Annotated in this window: 14 protein-coding genes and 2 pseudogenes; 13 read left to right on the top strand and 3 right to left on the bottom strand. The window is 70.7% G+C overall.

What is annotated here, in order from left to right; genetic code table 11:
• Positions 1-127 precede the first annotated feature (127 nt).
• Positions 128-304, bottom strand: a pseudogene (locus tag AB5J53_RS06850) (transposase); the annotation flags it as partial.
• An 11-nt stretch (positions 305-315) separates the two neighbouring features.
• Between AB5J53_RS06850 and AB5J53_RS06845 the strand changes: the two are divergent.
• The 4 genes and pseudogenes from AB5J53_RS06845 to AB5J53_RS06830 all read left to right on the top strand — a co-directional run bounded on the left by AB5J53_RS06845 (position 316) and on the right by AB5J53_RS06830 (position 4,627).
• A complete protein-coding gene (locus AB5J53_RS06845; RefSeq protein ID WP_369244715.1) occupies positions 316-1,485 on the top strand; it encodes an RNA-guided endonuclease InsQ/TnpB family protein in 1,170 nt (389 codons plus the stop codon).
• A 95-nt stretch (positions 1,486-1,580) separates the two neighbouring features.
• Positions 1,581-1,826, top strand: coding sequence for a hypothetical protein (locus tag AB5J53_RS06840; protein WP_369252093.1), 246 nt, complete (start codon positions 1,581-1,583; stop codon positions 1,824-1,826).
• A pseudogene (locus AB5J53_RS06835) lies at positions 1,823-4,112 on the top strand (heavy metal translocating P-type ATPase). The gene AB5J53_RS06840 and the pseudogene AB5J53_RS06835 overlap by 4 nt, the downstream one beginning before the upstream one ends.
• Positions 4,109-4,627 (top strand): copper chaperone PCu(A)C, encoded by a 519-nt coding sequence (locus AB5J53_RS06830; protein WP_369244714.1) that lies wholly within the window; start codon positions 4,109-4,111, stop codon positions 4,625-4,627. Before AB5J53_RS06835 ends, AB5J53_RS06830 begins: the two are co-directional and overlap by 4 nt.
• A 14-nt stretch (positions 4,628-4,641) precedes the next feature.
• Here the strand turns inward: AB5J53_RS06830 and AB5J53_RS06825 are convergent, their stop codons facing one another.
• Positions 4,642-5,049, bottom strand: a complete 408-nt coding sequence (locus AB5J53_RS06825; RefSeq protein ID WP_369244713.1) for a hypothetical protein — start codon at positions 5,047-5,049, stop codon at positions 4,642-4,644.
• A gap of 406 nt (positions 5,050-5,455) precedes the next feature.
• On the opposite strand from AB5J53_RS06825, the gene AB5J53_RS06820 reads away from it, so the two are divergent.
• Positions 5,456-5,761 (top strand): hypothetical protein, encoded by a 306-nt coding sequence (locus tag AB5J53_RS06820; RefSeq protein WP_369244712.1) that lies wholly within the window; start codon positions 5,456-5,458, stop codon positions 5,759-5,761.
• Positions 5,762-5,886: 125 nt separating this feature from the next.
• Here AB5J53_RS06820 and AB5J53_RS06815 read toward each other — a convergent pair whose 3' ends face one another.
• The gene (locus AB5J53_RS06815; protein WP_369244711.1) at positions 5,887-6,477 is read right to left on the bottom strand and encodes a cysteine hydrolase family protein; all 591 of its coding nucleotides are present in this window, start codon (positions 6,475-6,477) and stop codon (positions 5,887-5,889) included.
• A 149-nt stretch (positions 6,478-6,626) separates the two neighbouring features.
• On the opposite strand from AB5J53_RS06815, the gene AB5J53_RS06810 reads away from it, so the two are divergent.
• The 8 genes from AB5J53_RS06810 to asnB all read left to right on the top strand — a co-directional run bounded on the left by AB5J53_RS06810 (position 6,627) and on the right by asnB (position 16,027).
• Positions 6,627-7,619, top strand: coding sequence for a GlxA family transcriptional regulator (locus AB5J53_RS06810; RefSeq protein ID WP_369244710.1), 993 nt, complete (start codon positions 6,627-6,629; stop codon positions 7,617-7,619).
• Positions 7,620-7,778: 159 nt separating this feature from the next.
• Positions 7,779-8,474, top strand: a complete 696-nt coding sequence (locus AB5J53_RS06805) for a hypothetical protein (RefSeq protein WP_369244709.1) — start codon at positions 7,779-7,781, stop codon at positions 8,472-8,474.
• Between the two features lie 132 nt (positions 8,475-8,606).
• Positions 8,607-9,230, top strand: a complete 624-nt coding sequence (locus AB5J53_RS06800; RefSeq protein ID WP_369244708.1) for a sigma-70 family RNA polymerase sigma factor — start codon at positions 8,607-8,609, stop codon at positions 9,228-9,230.
• Between the two features lie 175 nt (positions 9,231-9,405).
• On the top strand, positions 9,406-10,485 hold the full coding sequence (locus AB5J53_RS06795; RefSeq protein WP_369244707.1) for an ABC transporter substrate-binding protein: 1,080 nt from the start codon (positions 9,406-9,408) through the stop codon (positions 10,483-10,485).
• 74 nt (positions 10,486-10,559) lie between these two features.
• Positions 10,560-11,579, top strand: a complete 1,020-nt coding sequence (locus AB5J53_RS06790; RefSeq protein WP_369252092.1) for a FecCD family ABC transporter permease — start codon at positions 10,560-10,562, stop codon at positions 11,577-11,579.
• Complete coding sequence (locus tag AB5J53_RS06785) at positions 11,576-12,421, top strand: ABC transporter ATP-binding protein (RefSeq protein ID WP_369244706.1); 846 nt, start codon at positions 11,576-11,578, stop codon at positions 12,419-12,421. Before AB5J53_RS06790 ends, AB5J53_RS06785 begins: the two co-directional genes overlap by 4 nt.
• 3 nt (positions 12,422-12,424) lie before the next feature.
• Positions 12,425-13,915, top strand: a complete 1,491-nt coding sequence (locus AB5J53_RS06780; RefSeq protein WP_369244705.1) for an MFS transporter — start codon at positions 12,425-12,427, stop codon at positions 13,913-13,915.
• Between the two features lie 285 nt (positions 13,916-14,200).
• Positions 14,201-16,027, top strand: coding sequence for an asparagine synthase (glutamine-hydrolyzing) (gene asnB / locus AB5J53_RS06775; protein ID WP_369244704.1), 1,827 nt, complete (start codon positions 14,201-14,203; stop codon positions 16,025-16,027).
• Positions 16,028-16,051: the final 24 nt, after the last annotated feature.

The raw sequence follows: 16,051 nt of genomic DNA, 5'->3' as shown, positions 1-16,051 counted from the left end.
ACATGTAGGGTCACTGTGGGTTTCAGCTTGATCTAGCGCGGAACCCCGGCTCTTCAGAGCCGGGAGGAAGCGCTTCTTTGGACTGCTCTGACAGTGATGATTGATCGTGGCATCGCCCCGCCGCCGCTTTCAGTTCGGTTTCGAAGTCCGCGCAGACGGCGCGCATGACTTCCTCGCAGCGTCGCAGGACCTCGTCGGTGAACGGCCCGCGCTGGTACTCGGGTGTGAAGACCAAGTGAGCGTGGAGGGTGTGGACGACCCTACGGCCCCTGCGGATATGGGGGTTTGGCTCGCGTGGTGACATAGAGCAACGATATGATCACGGCCGTGAAGGTCGTCGTGCAAGTGAAGCTGACACCAGAGGCCGAGCAGGCCGCCGCGCTTCTCGCGACCTTGCACACGGTCAACGAGGCCGCGAACTGGGTGTCGGCGGTGGCGTTCGAGCGCGGTGTCCCACGTGAGTACGAGCTGCGCAAGCACACCTACGGCGAACTTCGGGCGCGGGGACTGGGGGCGCAGGCCGCCCAGCACGTCATCAAGAAGACTCGCGACGCCTACACGACACTCAAGGCCAACATCAAGGCCGGGAACCTCGGCAGGCCGGGATCGAAGCGTCGCGTCAAGGCCGAGTCCAAGCCGATCGCCTTCCGGCGTGAGGCCGCGCAGCCGTATGACGACCGGTGTTTGAGCTGGCAGTACGACGCGCAGACCGTTTCGATCTGGACAACCTCCGGGCGTATCAAGAACATTCGCTTCGCCTGCTCCGCCGACGCACTCAAGACGCTCCGAGAGCACCGGCAGGGCGAATCGGATCTGATCGAACGCGACGGTGTGTTCTACCTGATCGCGACCTGCGATGTTCCCGAGGCCGATCCCTACGAGCCGGACGGCTTCATCGGTGTGGACCTCGGCATCGTCAACATCGCCACCACCTCCACCGGCCACAAGGCAGCCGGGCGCGGCCTGAACCGGCACCGCAAGCGGCAACTCGACCTGCGCCGCAAGTTGCAGGCCAAGGCCACCAAGTCCGCCAAGCGGCTGTTGAAGAAGCGCAACCGGCGCGAACAGCGCCACGCCGCCAACACCAACCACATCATCGCCAAGACGATCGTGGCCGAGGCTGAACGCACCTCGGCCGGAATCTCCCTGGAAGAACTCAAGGGAATCCGGCAGAGGGTACGGCTCCGCAAGCCCCAACGGGTCGCACTGCACTCCTGGGCCTTCGCCCAGCTCGCAGACTTCATCGTCTACAAGGCCCGCAGGGCCGGCGTGCCCGTGGTCTTCGTCGATCCCGCCTACACCTCGCAGCAGTGCTGCGAGTGCGGCCACATCGACAAGAAGAACCGGGCAAGCCAGGCCCTGTTCACCTGCCGGAACTGCGGGGTCGTTGCCCACGCAGACCAGAACGCTTCCCACAACATCGCCCGCAAGGGCGAGGCTGCGTGGACTGCGGGGCGTGAGTCACGCGTCCCTGCCACCCCATAAGGGTGTCTGGACGGAGGAGGCCACACCGCAGCCAGTGGTGCCCTACCTCCAAGCCCGGTCCTTAAGGACCGGGTCAAGTTGACGTGACGCTCGCCATACATCGGCCCCGGAACCCCCGCCCCAACCGGCCCGACTCCTGGGGCGTGACGACTCGGAAGCTCAGTCCACCGCCCGCCCTGTGCGGCTTTCTCCTCCTGCTCGCCCTGATCTTCACGGCGTCGTACGCCGCCGGGGCCGCCGCCGGGCCGGTCGCGCCCGGCATCCACGGCCCCGGCGCGAGCGGCGGCGGAAGCGGCGGCGGAGGGGGCATGGAGGACATGCACGGGGGAGGCGACCGATGACCACGGAACCCGCCACCGATCTCCGGGTGACCACCGACCTGACCGTCGGCTGCATGACCTGCGCCGCGTGCGTGCGACGTGTGGAGAAGCGGCTCGGCAAGCTGGAGGGGGTCACCGCGACGGTCAACCTGGCCACCGGGACCGCCCGGGTGAGCCATCCACCGCACGTCCGCCCCGGCGAACTCGTCGCGACCGTCGAGCGGACCGGGTACTCGGCCGCGCTGCCCGAGCCGCCTCGCGAGCGAGACCCCGAGGAGGCCGCGGAGAACGACCGCGAACGGCTCCTGGTCACCGCGCTGCTCGCCGTGCCGGTCCTCGTGCTCTCCATGGTGCCCGCCCTGCAGTTCCGCAACTGGCAATGGCTGTGCTTCGTGCTGGCCGCTCCGGTCGCGGTGTGGAGCTCCTGGCCGTTCCACGTAAGGGCGTTGCGCGGACTGCGGCATTCGACGGCGACCATGGACACGCTGGTCTCGCTGGGTGTGGTGGCGTCCTTCTCCTGGTCGGCGTACGCGCTGTTCCTCGGGGGAGCGGGCGCGCCGGGGATGCGGATGCCGTTCAGCCTGCTGCCGTCCGCGCAGGACGGTACGGCGCACGTCTATCTGGAGGCTGCGGTCGGGGTGCCGCTGTTCGTGCTGGCCGGACGGTTCCTGGAGGCGCGGGCGCGGCGGGGGACCGGGGCGGCGCTGCGGTCGCTGGTTCAACTCGCGGCCAAGGAAGTCTCGGTGCGCGAGGACGGGGGCGAACGGCCCGTTCTCATCGAGGAGTTGGGGCTGGGGCAGGTCTTCGTCGTGCGGCCCGGTGAGCGCGTCGCCACCGACGGCGAGGGTGGACGGCAGTTCGGCCGTGGATCTGTCCCTCGTCACCGGGGAGAGCGAGCCTGTCGAGGTCGGGCCGGGTTCGGCGGTCGTCGGCGGGGCCGTGAACGTCGGCGGGCTGCTGCTCGTACGCGCCACGGCGATCGGCGCCGACACCCGACTCGCACGGATCACCAGGCTGGTGACGGAGGCTCAGATCGGCAAGGCGCGGGCGCAGCGGCTGGCCGACACGGTGGCCGGGGTGTTCGTGCCCGTCGTGCTCGCGCTGGCGGTCACGGTGCTCGGCTTCTGGCTCGGCGCCGGAGCCGATCCGCAGGCGGCCATCACGGCGTGCGTCGCGGTGCTCGTCGTGGCCTGCCCCTGTGCGCTGGGCCTGGCGACACCGACCGCCCTGATGGCCGCGACCGGACGCGGTGCCCAACTGGGCGTGCTGGTCAGCGGTCCGCAGGCGCTGGAGGCTCTTCAGCACATCGACACGGTGGTCCTGGACAAGACCGGCACCCTCACCTCCGGCCATATGACCGTCGCCCGCGTCACGGCCGCGCCGGACGGGCTCGGGCGGGACGCCGTGCTGCGGCTGGCCGGTGCGGTGGAGCAGGGCTCGGAGCATCCACTGGGGCGGGCGATCACCTCGTACGCCCGTCGGTCCCTGCCCGCGCAGCCGCTGCCGGACGCGGGTGACTTCCGTGCCCTGCCGGGCCGGGGCGTCCGCGGCCGGGTCGAGGGCCGGCTGGTCGAAGTCCTGGCGCCGGACGACGAGTTGCCCGCGGCCCTGGCCGACGCGCTCCCGGTGGCGGAGGCCGCCGCGCACACGCCCGTACTGGTCCGGGTGGACGGGGTGGCCGAGGCCCTGATCGAGGTCGGTGACGTCGTACGTCCCGGGAGCTATCGGGCGGTGGACCGGTTGCGGCGCCTCGGTGTGCGCCCGGTGCTCGCCACCGGGGACCGGGAGGCGCCGGCCCGGGCGGTCGCGGACGCACTCGGCATCGACGAGGTGCACGCCCGCTGTTCCCCCGAGGACAAGGCCGATCTCGTACGGCAGTTGAGGGCGGACCGCCTTCGGGTCGCGGTCGTCGGGGACGGTGTGAACGACGCCGCGGCGCTGGCAGGTGCCGACGTGGGCATCGCCATGGGCAGCGGCACGGACGCGGCGATCGGGGCCACCGACGTGACGCTGGTGCGCGGTGACATCGAGGCGCTGGGGGATGCGGTACGACTCGCCCGGCGCACCCTGGGCACGATCCGCGCCAACCTCCTGTGGGCCTTCGGCTACAACGTCGTGACCGTGCCGCTCGCCATGGTGGGCCTCCTCAACCCGATGGTGGCCGCGGCGGCGATGTCCTTGAGCTCGCTGCTGGTGGTCGGCAACAGCCTGCGGCTGCGCGCCTGGCAGCCCATGCCCGCCCGAAGCCGCAGACCGTCGTCGCCCCACCGGCGTACGCCGTCGCCCGCTCGGAGCCGCAACCGATGACCGACCACCTCTGGCGGCCCACCCGCCGCCGGCTCACCGACACCCTGCTCGCCGCGCTCGCGCCGGTCGCCGCGTGCAGCCTCGCCCTCGCCGGGCTGACCACCTGGGCCGGCTCAGGCAACGCGGGCAGCCCGGCACGGATCGAGGTCACCTCCGGGCGCGTCTTCCTTCCGTACGGCGCCACCCGGGACACCGCCGCGTTCTTCCGGATCTCCAACTCCGGTGGTGCGGAGGACCGGTTGGTCGACATCACCTCGTCCGCGCTGGACGGCGACATCACGCTCTCGCGTCACCGCACCACGGGCGGCGGGGTGGCGTACCGGGACCCGGTGGACTCGGCCGTCGTGCCGGCCCGCGGCAGCCTCACCATGTCGCCGCACGGTCTGGATGTGGAGGTGCGGTCCAGGGCGGGGTGGCGCGCGGGCGATCTCGTGCCGTTCACCTTGCACTTCCAGCGCGGCGGGCGGATCAGGATCGTGGCGGTCGTGGTCCGCCCGGGCGAGGGCGCGCTGTGAGCGTACGGCCGCAGCTATGACCGTACGGCCGCCAGCACGTCCCGGCAGACGGCGGCGGCTTCGGCCGTGGTCTCGGCGCAGATGCGGCAGTGCTCGTGGTGCCGCGCGTGCTGCGCGCACAGGTCGTGGCTGCGCCCGCAGGCGATGCGGCACGCCTCGACCTGTGCTGTGAGCTGGGCGGGGTCGTGGCTGCTGCCGCGGGTGAGGACGCGCCGGGTCGCGGCCACGACATCGGCGCAGTCCAGGTCCTGGCAGATCGCCGTGCGCAGCTCGTCGGCGTCCTTCTCGGCGAGCATGCCCGCCGCACACGCCGTGACGGCCTGCTCACAGTCGGCGAGAGCGCCGACGGCGCGGGCGAGGACTTCGTTGCCCAGGGGGCTTGCGGTGGTGACGCTGTCGAAGAGTTCCTGGGTCCGGAGCATGACGTCCCCGAGAGAGCGGAGGGATGGGGCTGTGCCCCGTCGACGCTAGTACGGGGCTTGTCAGGCAGGAAGGAGTGCGACCCGGTTGTGGGGGATCCAAGGAGCGCTCTCACAGGTCATCTCATGTGTCGAGTCGGCGGTGGCAGACCGGGGTGCGGGCGATGCCCCCTGGCTCATTTCGTCCAGGATGCTGTGCGATGGATGGGCGACTAGCATTTAGAGGTGAAAGCCGCAACGCGGGGGACGCCCACCGTTGGCGTGATCCCTGTTCACCAGGGAACGAGAGCCCTGCTTCTTGTACTCGGGCGGCAACACCTACGACCGCGCCGGACTTCTCGCTCTGCGGCCGCGGCCATCCGTCTCGTGCATCGAAAACCGCACGTGGGGGTGGAAGGAAGGTAAGTCCATGAATGCACAACGCGTGAGGCGTCTCGTCGCGGTGTCCGCCGTCGGCGTCCTCATGGCCGGGGGTGCCGCGATCGGCGCAGCAGGTACGGCCTCGGCAGCCGTCCCGACGGCAGCCGTCCCGACCCAGGTTTCCAACGATTTCAACCGTCACTGTGGCTACGGTGGTGGCTGGTGGAACGACTGTGACAACGGCTATGGCTACGGCTACGGCTACGGCTATGGCTACGGCCACCGGGGCGACCGTGGAGACTTCTACCGCGACTACTTCGACAACGGTTCCGTCGTAGTGATTGTGCTGGGCTGAAGGCGGTACGACGGAGCACGGCTGAGGGCCGCCACCTGACGTTCTCGGGTGGCGGCCCTCACCTTCGCACCCAACGAGGACGGCGAGCCCAAACCACGCCCTGATCCTCACTCGGCCGCCGGCGCTCAGACCAGGAATTTTCCGGACGCGACGACGATCCCGTAAAGGTCGGCGATCGTCGCGAGCGCGCTGTGATGGATCTGGCCGGCGGTCAGGTCGGTGCCGGCCGACTGCAAAGGCCGCGTCGCGCAAGCGTCGGCGACCACCGTGGGCCGGTTTCCCCGCAGGAACGCGCCCTCCACGGTGAACGTCACGCACATGTGCGTCATGAACCCCGCGACAATGACGTCCTTGTTGCCGGCGGAGTCGACGTGCTTGCCCAGGTCGGTGTCGACGAACGCGTTCGGGACCTTCTTGACGACGACGGGCTCGCTCTCGATCGGCGCTACGGCAGGGTGGATCTGGCCGATCTCCGCTCGGATGTCGTACGGGGTTCCTTCGCCGCCGTCGTTGATGACGTGGATGACCTTCGTGCCCGCCTCCCGTGCCCTTCCCAGCAGCGCGGCTGCGGAGTCGAGCGCGGCTTGCCAGCCCTCCAGTTCCATCACGCCGCCGACGTAGGTGTTCTGGTAGTCGACCAGGATCAGGGTCGAATCGGCAAGCGACGCAGGCGTCTCATCGAAGCCGTTGAGTTCGCGCAGAGTCGTCGTAGCCATGGAAGTACCACCTCAGGTTTCGTGCCAGGTTTCGTGGCCCACCCGCGCGGTGAGCTGCGCCTGGAAAGCTATGGCCCGTCAGAGGGTGTCGGCAATGTCATCTAACATGCAGATCCGGACATCGCTGTTGCCGACCAGGCGGGGACCCCATGAGCACCGTCGAACGACTCGTCGTCATCGTCCTCTTCGAGGGCGTCGACCTGCTCGACGTCACCGGGCCACCGGAAGTGTTCTCCCTCGTGCAGCGGGAGACCGATGACGCGACGGGCTACCACGTCGTCCTCGCCGCCGAGACCATGGACCCCGTCACCACCTCCGCGGGGGTACGCGTCCTCCCCGACGTCACCTTCCACGAGGTGTCCACGAGAAGCATCGACACCCTCCTGGTGCCCGGCTCGGTCGAAGTCGACAGCCAGCGCCGCGTGCGCGCCCTCACCGACCCCGCAGTGGTCAACTGGGTGAAGACACTCGCCGACAGGACACGGAGGGTCACATCCGTCTGCGTCGGAGCACACATCCTCGCCGCCGCCGGACTGCTCGACGGCAAGCGCGCCACCACCCACTGGTCGACCGCGCGACAACTCGCCGCCGACCATCCAATGATCGAAGTCGATGCCGAACCGATCTTCATCCGCGAAGGCGACGTATGGACCGGCGCGGGAATCAGCGCCTGCCTCGACCTGTCACTCGCCCTCGTCGCCGACGACTTCGGCGAGGCCATGGCGCTGCGCGTCGCCCGGCAACTCGTGATGTACCTGAAACGGCCGAGTGGGCAGAGTCAGTTCAGCGTTCCCCTCGAACCCGTCTCCACGACACGGCGCATCGAAGACCTCCGCCACCACATCATGGGCAACATCGGCGACCGGCTCACCGTCGCGGACCTCGCCGCATACGCCCACGTCAGCGAGCGGCAACTCACCCGGATCTTCAAGGCCGAACTCGGCATGACCCCAAGTGCCTACATCGAGTCGGCCCGCGTCGAAAGAGCACGCAACCAACTCGAATCCACCGAAGCCACCCTCGAACGCATCGCGTCCACCTGCGGGTTCGGCACCACCGACACTCTCATCCGAGCGTTCCGCCGAAAACTCAACACGACACCGACGGAGTATCGACGTCGATTCCGGGCGGGCCCGTCTTGAGCCCCTTTGGGGGTCGGCCATAGGGGTCGGCCGGGAATCGCGGTGAGTTCCAGCCCCGTTCAGTGATGTGGATCACTGGTTCGTGCTTGACGGGACACCCGGCGGTTTTCCGTACCCACTCATGGCGACCGAACCTCGGATGCAAGGATGATGGCCGTCATGACCGCTGGGTGGTGTTCTCGCACAGTACGGGCCGCGATGTTCGCGGCCGTCTGTGTGCTGCTCGCCGCCCTGGGGCACGTGATGATGTCCGGTTCCTCGGTGGCCTGGTGGGCGATGGCCGGCGGAGCCGTTGTCACGGGCGGCACGGGCTGGTGCCTGGCCGGCCGGGAGCGCGGGCTGCCGCTGATCGTGTCCGTGGTGGTGGTCGCCCAGGGCGCGCTCCACTCGGCGTTCTCGCTGGCGCAGTCGGCGAGTTCGGGCTCGGGCTCGATGGGCATGGGTGGCCTGTCGATGGGCTCCATGGGACACGACATGGGCTCCATGCACATGGGTTCCACGCATATGGACTCCATGGATATGGCGCACATAGGGAACATGGGCTTTGGCGACATGGCTCACCTGGGGTCCGAATCGAGCGGCATGTCCTCGTTCGGCATGCTCGCCGCCCACCTGCTGGCCGCGCTGCTGTGCGGCCTCTGGCTCGCGTACGGCGAGCGCGCCGCGTTCCGCATCCTGCGGGCCGTGGCCGGCCGCCTCGCCGCCCCACTGCGGCTGCTGCTCGCGCTGCCCACGCCGCCGCACCGTCCGCGTATCCGCGTACACCGCGGCTCCTCGGACCGCGCGCCGCGGCGCCTTCTTCTCGTTCACGCGATCACCTCTCGGGGTCCGCCCGTGGGGACCGCTGTCGCCTGAGACAGCCGGTTCCCCGAAGCGCCTGCGCGCGCTTCGGGCATCTGCCGTACCTCCTGGTACGGCCGTACCTCACACCGGACCACGGCGCTCTCGCGCCGGTCCGGATCACGGATGACCCGAGAAGGACACCTGGTGATCACTTCTGCCCTGCCCGTTTCGCGCGTCACAAGCGAGAAGAGCGAGCACACGGCATCGATCGACGAGTCGATAACCGCCTGGGCGCTGGCCGCCCGCGGCGGCGACCCGGATGCCGTCGAACGCTTCGTACGCGCCCTGCACCGCGACGTCGTGCGCTACGTCGCCCATCTGTCGGCGGATCCTCAGGCCGCCGACGACCTGGCCCAGGACACGTTCCTGCGGGCCCTCGGGAGCCTGCACCGTTTCGAGGGACGTTCCTCGGCCCGTGCGTGGCTGCTGTCCATCGCACGCCGTGCGGTGATCGACAGCTTCCGGCACGCGGCCGCCCGGCCGCGGCTGAGTGACACCCGCGACTGGCAGGTGGCCGTGGAGCTCGCGCAGCCGTGCGGCCTGCCCGGCTTCGACGACGGCATCGCGCTTCTCGATCTGCTGGCCGCCCTGCCCGACGACCGTCGTGAGGCGTTCGTCCTCACCCAGCTGATGGGGCTGCCCTACGCGGAGGCCGCCGAGGTCAGCGACTGTCCCATCGGGACGGTCCGTTCCCGCGTGGCGCGCGCCCGGGCGACCCTGGTCGCCCTGCTCGCCGAGGCCGAGGCGCCGAGCGTGCTGGCCGCCTGACAGGGACTGCTGACGGGAAGGGTGCCGGTGTTCGCCGTGGATGCGGAACACCGGCACCCGTTCGTCAGGACCCACTCCGCGTCCAACTCCCAGGAACTCAACCGCAGTCCGCGCCGACTACTGGCACGGGTGGCAGAGGTCAGCCCGTGAACCGAGTGGATCCTGGAGAGTTTCGATGCGTTCTCGCGTCTGGTGGGGTACGACGGCCGTGGTGCTGGGCCTGCTCATGGCGGGCTGCGGCAATGACGGCGGCGGCGACGGGAACAAGGACACGGCGGGCGACACGGCCGCGAAGTCCCTCTCGGGCGGCTACCCCGTGACCGTCACCGACTGCATGGGCGCCAAGACCGCCTTCTCCGCCGCCCCGAGGAAGATCGTCACCAGCAATGCCTCCAGCCTCGAACTGCTGCTGAGACTGGGCGCGGGGGACAAGGTGATCGGCACCGGCTTCCCGCCCGGCAAGGGCACCCTGCCCGCCGCACTGGACGCGCAGGCGCAGAGGGTCCCGGTCCTCGGCCGGACGGTGATCCCCAAGGAGAAACTCCTCGGCTCAGGCGCCGATCTCTACATCGACACCTTCGCGTCGATGGGCGGCATGGGCGGCGGAATGGGCGACGCGCCGACCGAGGCCGAGTACAAGACGGCCGGGATCGAACACATCTACCTGAAGTCCACCGCCTGCGCCTCGACCCGCAAGAGCCCGGTCACCGACCTCTCCGCCGTCGAGAACGACATCACCTCGCTCGGCGCGGTCACCGGCACGGGCGCCAAGGCGAAGGAACTCGTCGCGGGAATGCGGGAGAAGGTGGACGCGGTGCGGGACGCCGTCGGCGACACGGCCGACAGCAAGCGGCCCACGTACTTCTTCTTCGACTACGACGCCGGCACCAAGCAGCCCACGGTCGTCTGCAACCGTCAGGTCGCCAATGCCGTGATCACCCTGGCCGGCGCCCGCAATGTCTTCGCCGACTGCGACGGCGACTACAAGCAGGTCGGCTGGGAGGACGTCATCGCCAAGAACCCGGACTGGATCCAGCTGGGCGTGCGCGACCGGGGCAGCGAGGCGGCGAACAAGAAGGCGTTCGACGAGGCCGAGAAGTGGCTGAAGACCAATGCGGCCACCAAGGGCCTGAAGGCGGTCGAGGCGGGTCACTTCCTGCGGATCGGCTCGGAGCGGACCACCATCGCGGGTGTCGGCAACGCCGACACGGTCCAGGCGATCGCCAAGACGCTCTACCCCGGCAAGGTCGACTAGCCGTGTTCTCCGCGCTCTCGCCGTCTCGCCGCAAGGCCGCCGAGCCCCGCCGCGGGACCACCGGGACCCGAACCCTGCCCGCCGGACTCCTGACGGCGGTTCTCGCCGTCGCGCTCCTCGCGGCCCTCACGGCGGCCGTGTCCTGGGGCTCGACGTCCATCCCGCCCGGCGAGGTGTGGGGCGTGGTGTGGCGGAGGCTGTCGGGCGAAGCACCGCGACCGGGCACCAACGACCTGATCGTGTGGCAACTGCGCGTCCCCCGCGCCCTGTTGGCGGCCCTCGTGGGCGCCGGGCTCGGCGTGGTGGGAACGGCGGTCCAGGCCCTCGTCCGCAACCCGCTCGCGGACCCGTACCTGCTGGGCATCTCCAACGGTGCCTCGCTCGGCGCGGTCGCCGCCATCGTGCTCGGCGCCGGGGCGGGCGGGGCACTCGGACTCGGCCTGTCCGGCGCGGCGTTCGCGGGTGCTCTGCTGACCTTCGCCCTGGTGTGGGCGGTGGCCCGGCGGGGCGGTGGATTCGCGCCGCTGCGACTGGTCCTGGCCGGGGTGGCGGTCGGCCAGTTCCTCTCCGGATTCACCAGCTATCTCGTCCTCCAGGCCGGAGACGAGCAGCAGACGCACAGCGTCCTGTTCTGGCTCATGGGCAGCCTGAGCGGGGCGACATGGCCACTCCTCGCCGTACCCGCGATCACCGTGCCCGCCGCCCTGCTGCTGCTCCAGGCCCGCGCCCGCGGGCTCAACGCCCTGCTCATGGGCGACGAGACGGCCGCCGGGCTCGGCATCGACGTCGTACGACTGCGCCGGGAGCTGTTCCTCGTGACCAGCGTGCTGACCGGTGTCCTGGTCGCCGTCTCCGGTGCCATCGCCTTCGTCGGTCTGATGGTCCCGCACGCCTGCCGCCTGCTCGTCGGCGGCGACCACCGCCGACTACTGCCGGTCTCCGCGCTGTTCGGCGCGCTGCTGCTCGTCGTCGTCGACATCGTGTGCCGTACGGCCATGGACACGCAGGAGCTGCCGGTGGGGGTCGTCACGTCGCTGATCGGCGCCCCGGCGCTGCTGTATCTGCTGGACCGGCGTCTGGGGAGCGGCAGTTGAGGATCGACATCGAGGACCTGCACGTCGCGTACGCGGGCCGCACGGTCGTGTCGGGCGCTCATCTGGTCGCCGCCGAGGGCGAGATCACCGGACTGATCGGACCGAACGGCAGCGGCAAGTCCACACTGCTGCGCACGGTGTACCGGCATCTGCGGCCGACCGCCGGACGGGTGCTGCTGTCCGGCACCGACCTCCGGGACCTCACCCCCGTCCGGACGGCGCGGCACGTGGCCGCGCTGCCCCAAGAGCGGGGCGGTGACTTCGAGTTGACCGTGCGCGAGGTCGTCGCGATGGGGCGCACCCCCTACAAGCGGGCGTTCGCCGGGGAGAACGCCACCGACCGGGACATCGTCGCGCGCGCCCTGGCCGACGTGGGCATGGACGGCCGCACCGGGCGACGCTTCACGGAGCTGTCCGGCGGCGAACGCCAACGCGTCCTGCTGGCTCGCGCGTTCGCCCAGAACCCGGACGTCCTGGTCCTGGACGAACCGACCAACCACCTCGACATGCGGCACCAGGTGGAGCTGCTCGCCCTGCTGCGCGCCCAACGCCGTACGACCCTGGTGTCGCTGCACGACCTCAACGCGGCGGCCGCGGTATGTCACCGGCTGCACGTCCTGCACGAGGGGAGCGTGGTCGCCTCCGGTCCGCCGCGCGAGGTGCTCAGCCCCGCTCTGCTGGCGGAGGTGTTCGGCGTGCGGGCGGCCGTGGTGGACCATCCGCTGACGGGCGACCCGCTGATCGCCTTCGACCACAGGTCTCCGGGAACTCAGGCCCGTACTTCACCGACTTGTGGGACGGGGGCTTGCGTCCGGCAGCCCGCCCGCGACGGGGAGGGGTGAAGAGTGACGGAGGAACGGCCAGGTCACATACCCGAGTTCCGGCCCGGTCACGTGCCGGAGTTCGAGGACCGCTGGCTTCTGGTGGCCGTGGCGGGCGCGCTGTCGTTCGTGGCGATGCTCGACATGAACATCGTCAATGTGGCGCTGGCGGACATCTCCCGCGGCCTGCACGTGTCCGACGCGACCGCGCAGTGGGCGGTGCTGGGATACCAACTGCCCGTCGTGGCCCTGCTGTTGCCCGTCGGCCGGTGGCTGGACGGGACCGGGCTGCGGGCCGCGCTGCTGACGGCGACCGGGGGCTTCGCGCTGTGCAGCGCGCTCGCTGCCGCCTCGCCCTGGGCGGCCTGGCTGATCGCTGCCCGGGTCGCCCAAGGAGCGTTCGGGGCGCTGCTGTTCGTGCTGATGCCCGTGCTGGCGATCCGCTCGGTACGGCCGGGACTGCGTGGGCGGGCGATGAGCGTGCCGGCAACGCTCGGCCCGCTCGGCGCGGTGACCGGGCCCGCGCTCGGCGGACTGCTGCTGGACCAGCTGGGCTGGCGGGCGGTGTTCCTGGTCAAGATCCCCTTCTGCGTACTGGCTCTGGCCGTCGCTTGGCGGGCGATGCCCCGGGACGGCAGGCCGCGCAGGCCCGACAGGCGCTCGCTGGCCGACGCGATGCTGGTCGGCACGGGAGTGGCGGCGTTGCTGCTGGCGCTGACTCTGGCGCCCGGCACACCGTCGTGGCTGTTGCTCGTGATCGCCGCCGTACCACCCCTGTGGTGGTGGCTGCGCGGGCCCGGCGGCCGACCGGTGACCGACGCGCTTCGGGCGTCGGGGCTGTTCGCCGCGCACGGCGCCGTCCTTGCGCTGGCAGCCGGATTCGCCGCCATGCACTACGTGGTCGCCCTGCACCTCCAGCGCGACGACGGAATCAGTGCCACCGGCACGGGCCTGACCGTGCTCGCCTTCCCGCTGGGAATGGGGTTGGCCGGGCCCGTCGGCGGACGGCTCGCCGACCGGTACGGGGCCCGGCCCGTGGCCGTCACGGGCGCCGCGCTCACCGCCGCAGGGCTGCTGCTGCTCGTCCCGCTGGGTGACGACTGGTCGCCGCCCGAGGTGGCCTTGCGGCTGGCGCTGGCCGGCATCGGCATGGGGCTGAACGGCGGCCCGACCCAGGCCCTGGTCATGGGCGCCGCCCCGCCCGAACGTGCCGCGACCGTCGGCTCCGCGGTGCAGCTCGCCCGCAGCCTCGGCTTCACGCTCGGCCCGGCGCTGGCCACCGCGGCCTGGGGGCTGGCCGGGGCCGGCGGTGACGGCGTACGGGCCGGACTCGCCGCGGCCGGTTCCGAATCCGGTGCCGGAGCCGGGCCTGGCGACGGAGTGCGCGCCGGACTGGCACTGGCCGCGGCCGCCGCCTGCCTCGCCGTACCCCTGCTCGCCCTGCCCGCCCGCCGCGGGCGCGCACCCGGGCCGCGCCACGAGAAGACCACCGGCGCGGCGTCCGCCGCGCGCTGAAGCTCACCGATGCTGCGGCACTTGCCGCGCGCCGAAGACCACCGATGCGGCACCCGCCGCCTACTGAACACAGACCCCCGGCACGGCGTCAGCCGTCCACCGAAGACGGACCGACACGGCGTCACTGCCACCGAAGACGGCCGAACGCGGCATTACTTCCACCGAGGACGGCGGGACAGCGGCATCCCGTCCACCGAGGGCGGCCGGGCGCGGCATCCCGTCCACCGAAGACGGCGGGACCCGGCATCCACCGTCCACCCACTGACCCAAGGAGCAGTCCCCACCATGTGCGGAATCACCGGCTGGGTGTCCTTCCACAGCGACGCCCGCACCCAGGCCCCCGTCATCGAGGCCATGACGGCCGCCCTCGCCCCGCGCGGCCCCGATGCCTCGGGCGTCTGGCTCGGCGGCCATGCAGCCATCGGCCACAGGCGCCTCGCCGTCATCGACATCGCGGGCGGCGTCCAGCCCATGACCGACCACCCCGACTCCCCGGCCACCGTCCTCAGCTACAGCGGCGAGGTCTACAACCACCACGAACTCCGTTGCGAACTACGGAAGTTGGGACACGATTTCCGCACACGCAGCGACACCGAGGTGGTGCTGCGCGCCTATGCCGAATGGGGCGAGGGGCTCGCCGACCACCTGGACGGCATGTTCGCCTTCGCGGTCTGGGACGAACGCGAGCAGCGGCTGCTGCTGGTCCGTGACCGGCTCGGCGTCAAGCCGCTGTTCTGGTCGGCCGTCGACGGGGGCCTGGCGTTCGCCTCCGAGCCGAAGGCGCTCTTCGCCCACCCCGAGATACGGCCGAGGGTGGACGCGGACGGCCTGCGGGAGGCGTACAGCCTGCTCTTCAACACCGGCCCGACGGTGTGGTCAGGGGTACGGGAGGTCGAACCAGGAGGCCTCCTCGTCCTGGACCGGGACGGCATCCGCGAACACCGCTACTGGCAGCTGCGCGCCCATGCTCACGTCGACGACCGGGACGCGACCGTCGAGCGTGTGCGCAGCCTGGTGAGCACGGCCGCGCGCGGCCAGCTGGAGGCCGACGTACCGCTGTGCAGTCTGCTCTCCGGCGGCATCGACTCCACCGTCCTGACCGCCCTGCTCGCCGACGAACTGCGGCGGCGCGAGGGCCCGGACTCCCGCGTCCGCTCGTACGCCGTCGACTACAGCGACCAGGCCGAGCGGTTCACCGGCGACGTGCTGCGCACCGGCCACGACACCCCGTACGCCGTCGAAGCCGGTGCCTTCATCGGCACCGACCACAGCACCGTCGTCCTCGACCCGCTCGCCCTGCTCGACCCCGAGCACCGCAGGGCCGTGGTGGTCGCCCGCGACTCGCCGATCGGCGTCGGCGACATGGACACCTCGCTGTATCTGCTCTTCGGGGAGATACGGCGTCACTCCACGGTCGCCGTGTCGGGGGAGGCCGCGGACGAAGTCTTCGGCGGCTACCCGTGGTTCCACAACCCCAAGGCGCTGTCGACCCGTACCTTCCCGTGGCTGCTGGTCACCGGCGACGAGGCCGCGATGCCGCTGAACCCCGAACTCGACCTGTGCATCGGAGAGTTCCGCGACGACACCTACCGGGACGCCCTGGCCGCCGTACCGCACCTCGACGGCGAGTCGCCCGCCGAGCATCGGCAGCGCGAGATGCAGCACCTGTCCCTGACCCGGTGGCTGCGCCAACTCCTGCATCGCAAGGACCGGTTGAGCATGGCGCAGGGCCTGGAGGTCCGCGTCCCGTACTGCGACCACCGGCTCGTCGAGTACGCCTTCGCCGCCCCGTGGGCCCTGAAGAGCTTCGACGGCCGCGAGAAGAGCCTGCTGCGCGCGGCGGGCAACCATCTCGCACCCGAATCCGTCCTGCACCGGCCGAAGAACCACTACCCGGCCACCCACCACCCCGACTACAACCGCGGCCTGCAGAACATGGCCCGCGACGCGCTCGCCACCGCCCACGTGCGTGCCCTGGCCGACGAGACCCGCATCAAGCCGTGCCTCGACACCCCGCCCGAGCGGCTGGAGTGGGGCCACCGGCTCCGCCTCGAACGCGTCGTCGACCTCGCTCTGTGGCTGGAGCACTACCAGCCCGAACTCGCCCTCTGAGGAGCCACCTTGACTGTTGAGGAA

The sequence above is a fragment of the Streptomyces sp. R41 genome, assembly GCF_041053055.1.
In the GTDB taxonomy this organism is placed as follows: Bacteria; Actinomycetota; Actinomycetes; order Streptomycetales; family Streptomycetaceae; genus Streptomyces.
Note: the sequence above shows the minus strand (reverse complement) of the source record. Positions and strands in the feature narration are given on the sequence as shown.

Coding starts and splice junctions, on each gene's coding strand:
- AB5J53_RS06845 (WP_369244715.1), top strand. CDS start 316: ATGATCACGGCCGTGAAGGTCGTCGTGCAAGTGAAGCTGACACCAGAG.
- AB5J53_RS06830 (WP_369244714.1), top strand. CDS start 4,109: ATGACCGACCACCTCTGGCGGCCCACCCGCCGCCGGCTCACCGACACC.
- AB5J53_RS06825 (WP_369244713.1), bottom strand. CDS start 5,049: ATGCTCCGGACCCAGGAACTCTTCGACAGCGTCACCACCGCAAGCCCC.
- AB5J53_RS06820 (WP_369244712.1), top strand. CDS start 5,456: ATGAATGCACAACGCGTGAGGCGTCTCGTCGCGGTGTCCGCCGTCGGC.
- AB5J53_RS06815 (WP_369244711.1), bottom strand. CDS start 6,477: ATGGCTACGACGACTCTGCGCGAACTCAACGGCTTCGATGAGACGCCT.
- AB5J53_RS06810 (WP_369244710.1), top strand. CDS start 6,627: ATGAGCACCGTCGAACGACTCGTCGTCATCGTCCTCTTCGAGGGCGTC.
- AB5J53_RS06805 (WP_369244709.1), top strand. CDS start 7,779: ATGACCGCTGGGTGGTGTTCTCGCACAGTACGGGCCGCGATGTTCGCG.
- AB5J53_RS06795 (WP_369244707.1), top strand. CDS start 9,406: ATGCGTTCTCGCGTCTGGTGGGGTACGACGGCCGTGGTGCTGGGCCTG.
- asnB (WP_369244704.1), top strand. CDS start 14,201: ATGTGCGGAATCACCGGCTGGGTGTCCTTCCACAGCGACGCCCGCACC.